1 protein-coding gene is annotated in these 3,544 nt (G+C 64.8%); it reads left to right on the top strand.

Annotated elements, in window-relative coordinates:
- On the top strand, positions 1–3,544 hold a 3,544-nt coding region (locus AB4Z47_RS30375), incomplete at both ends, for an amino acid adenylation domain-containing protein (RefSeq protein ID WP_441956104.1).

Here is a 3,544-nt window from a genome sequence, read left to right as displayed (position 1 = left end):
TGTTCCAGGTGATGCTGACCTTCCAGAACCTGGCGCGCACCGAGCTGGAACTGCCCGGACTTTCGGTGTCCGGGGTGGATCTGGCGGTGCCACTGGCCAAATTCGACCTACAACTCACACTTGTAGAGAACATCGACCGGCATGGTGAGGTGCACGGCATATCAGCCGAATTCACCTACGCCACCGACCTGTTCGACGAGACCACCGTGCAGGACTACGCCGATCGCTTCGGCCGCATCCTCGCCGCGGTGACTGCTGACCCGAACGTGCCGGTCGGCGACATCGATGTGCTCGCCCCTGGTGAGCGTGACCTTGTGCTACACGAGTGGAACAGCCCCGGTGCGACGGTGCCCGAGGTGACCCTGGTGGATCTGCTCGGCGCGCAGGCGCGCAGGCGGCCGAACGCGGGCGCGGTCCGTTTCGGTGACACCACGCTGACTTTTGGTGAGTTGCAGCGTCAGGCCAACCGGGTGGCGCGTGTGTTGATTGCGCAGGGTGCGGGTCCGGAATCGCTGGTGGCTGTGGCGGTTGCGCGGTCGGAGAAGCTTCCGGTTGCGTTGTTGGGAGTACTGATAGCGGGTGCGGCGTATCTGCCGATCGATACCACCTACCCGGCACAGCGGCTGGAGTTCACGCTCGCCGACGCAGCACCGATCTGCATCCTGACCACGGCGGACGAGTGCGACGCGGTACCTACCGGCGATATTCCGGTGATTCTGCTCGAGGAGGCTGCGGACTTCGCCGACGACCCGGTCGGCGGCACCGATCGCATCACGCCGCTGCGTCCGGACAACCTGGCGTATGTCAGCTACGTTTCGGGTTCGACCGGTGTGCCCAAGGGTATCGGCGTGACGCACCGCAACGTGGTAAAGCTGTTCGCGAACACTCAGCTGCTGTTCGAGTTCGACGAGACCGACGTGTGGACGATGTTTCATTCGTTCGCGTTCGATTTCTCGGTGTGGGAGTTGTGGTGCGCGCTGGCCAACGGCGGCACCGTGGTGATGGTCGACGACCTCACGTCGCGTTCGCCGGAACAGTTCCGCGAGTTGCTGATTCGCGAACAGGTCACGGTACTCAACCAGGCCCCGTCGGCGTTCTATCAGCTCGCCGAGGCCGACCGTGCCGCGAATCCGATCGACCAGGGCAAGTTCGCGCTGCGCTACGTGGTCTTCGGCGGTGAAGCGCTGGATCTGCGTCAGCTGCGGCGCTGGTACGAGCGGTACGCCGTGAACACGCCGTGGCTGGTGAACATGTACGGCGTCACCGAGACTACCGTGCACGTGTCGTCTCTGTCGCTGGACGAGCAGATGGTGGACAACGCGGCCAGCGTGATCGGCCGTGCGCTGCCCGGCCTGGACGCCTACGTGCTCGACGACAGGTTGCACCCGGCGCCGGTCGGCGTGGCCGGGGAGATCTACGTCGCGGGCGACCAGCTCTCCCGCGGCTACCTCGGTCGTTTCGGACTGGCCGCCGGGCGATTCGTCGCGAACCCGTTCGGCGCGCCGGGATCTCGGATGTACCGTACCGGCGACATCGGCCGCTGGGTCGGTCTCGGTTGGCAGGCCACTCTTGAATACGTGGGCCGCGGCGACCAGCAGGTACAGCTGCGTGGTTTTCGGGTTGAGCTCGGTGAGATCGAGTCGGTGTTGCTGGGTTGTGTCGGTGTGAGCCAGGCTGTCGTGCTGGTCCGTGGTGATGAGCATGTGGGCGATCGGCTCGTCGGCTATGTGGTGCCCGATGCCGGTGCTCAATTGGATCCGGTGGTGTTGCGCGCTCAGGTTGCTGAGTTTCTTACTGGCTACATGGTTCCTGATGTCATCGTGGTGCTGGAGGTCCTGCCGCTGACTCCGAACGGCAAGCTCGATCGCAGGGCGTTGCTGGGGCCGGAGTTCGTCGGTTCGGCGACTTTTCGTGCGCCGAGGTCGCCGGCCGAGCAAGCCGTCGCTGGTGTGTTCGCCGGTTTGCTTGGCACCGGTGAGGTCGGCTTGGATGACGACTTCTTCGCTCTCGGCGGCAACTCGCTGATCGCGACCAGGGTCGTCGCGCGGATCAATGCGGCGTTGGATGCGAATCTTGTGGTGCGTGAATTGTTCGAGGCGCCCACCGTGGCCGCGTTGGCGGTCCGCGTGACGCCGGGCACCGGTGGTGGTGGGCGTCCGCGGCTTGCCCGGGGTGAGCGGGTCGGGCTGGTGCCGTTGTCGTTGGCGCAGCAGCGGATGTGGGTGCTCAATCAGTTCGATCCGGCTTCGGTGGCCTACAACATTCCGTTGGCGATTCGGTTGACTGGTGTGTTGGATGTCTCGGCGTTGCGTTATGCGATGGCGGATGTGTTGGAGCGGCATGAGTCGCTGCGTACGCGTTATCCGGCGAGTGGGCCGGGTGGATTGCCGTATCAGGAGATCCTGTCTGTGGCCGAGGCGCTGCCCAGTGGGTTGGAGGTGGTGGTCACCGATGATCCGATGGGTCGGGTTACCGAGTTGATGCTCACGGGATTCGATGTGACCGAGCAGGTTCCGGTGCGTGCCTTGCTGTTGGAGTCCGGTCCGGAGGAGCATCTGTTGGCTGTGGTCGCCCACCACATCGCTGCCGACGGTGCCTCGATGGCGCCTTTGGCTCGTGACCTGATGACTGCCTATCTGGCCAGGATCGGCGGTAACTCGCCGCGCTGGTCGCCGCTCGAGGTGCAGTACGCGGACTTCGCGATCTGGCAGCGCAGCGTCATCGGTACCGACGATGATGAGAACTCGGTGGCCGCACGGCARTTGGCGTACTGGCGTAACCAGCTCGACGGGTTGTCCGGTGAACTGGAATTGCCGTTGGACCGTCCRCGGCCGGCGGTGGCGACAATGCGCGGAGCCAGCACCGGGTTCGCTGTTTCGTCCGAGGTGCACGAGGCGTTGACCAGTCTTGCACGCGAACATAATTCGACTCTGTTCATGGTTGTTCACGCGGCGCTGGCTGTCCTGCTCGCCAGGTTGTCCGGGGGCTCGGACGTGGCTATCGGCACGCCGATCGCAGGCCGCGGCGAGCGTGCGCTGGACGATCTGGTCGGWATGTTCGTGAACACTCTGACACTGCGCACCGCGGTCGAGCGGTCCGCGCCTTTCACCGTTCTGGTCGACCAGGCGCGGGAAACCGATCTGACCGCGTTCGCCAACGCGGATATTCCGTTCGAGCGGGTGGTGGAGGTGGTGGCGCCTGGTCGGGCGACCACACAGAACCCGCTGTTCGGGGTGGTGCTGTCGTTCCAGAACAACGAACAACCGGTCTTGGAGTTGCCCGGGCTCACTGTCGCCGCGCTGGACGCGGGTATGGTCGCGGCGAAGTTCGACCTGCAGGTGAACGTGCATCCGCACCATCGCGAGGATGGTTCCTTCGGCGAACTGGACACCGTCTTCACCTACGCCGTCGACCTCTTCGACGAGTCCACGGTGCAATCGTTCGGGCGCAGGCTGGAACGGATCCTGACCGCCGTGGCCACCGATCCACACGTGCTCGTCGGCGACATCGACATCCTCGACGACGCGGAACGGGAGCGGATGGC

The sequence above is a fragment of the Nocardia sp. 2TAF39 genome (assembly GCF_052114905.1).
GTDB lineage: Bacteria > Actinomycetota > Actinomycetes > Mycobacteriales > Mycobacteriaceae > Nocardia.
The sequence above is the reverse complement of the archived record's forward strand: the minus strand, read 5'-3'. Positions and strand labels throughout refer to the sequence as shown.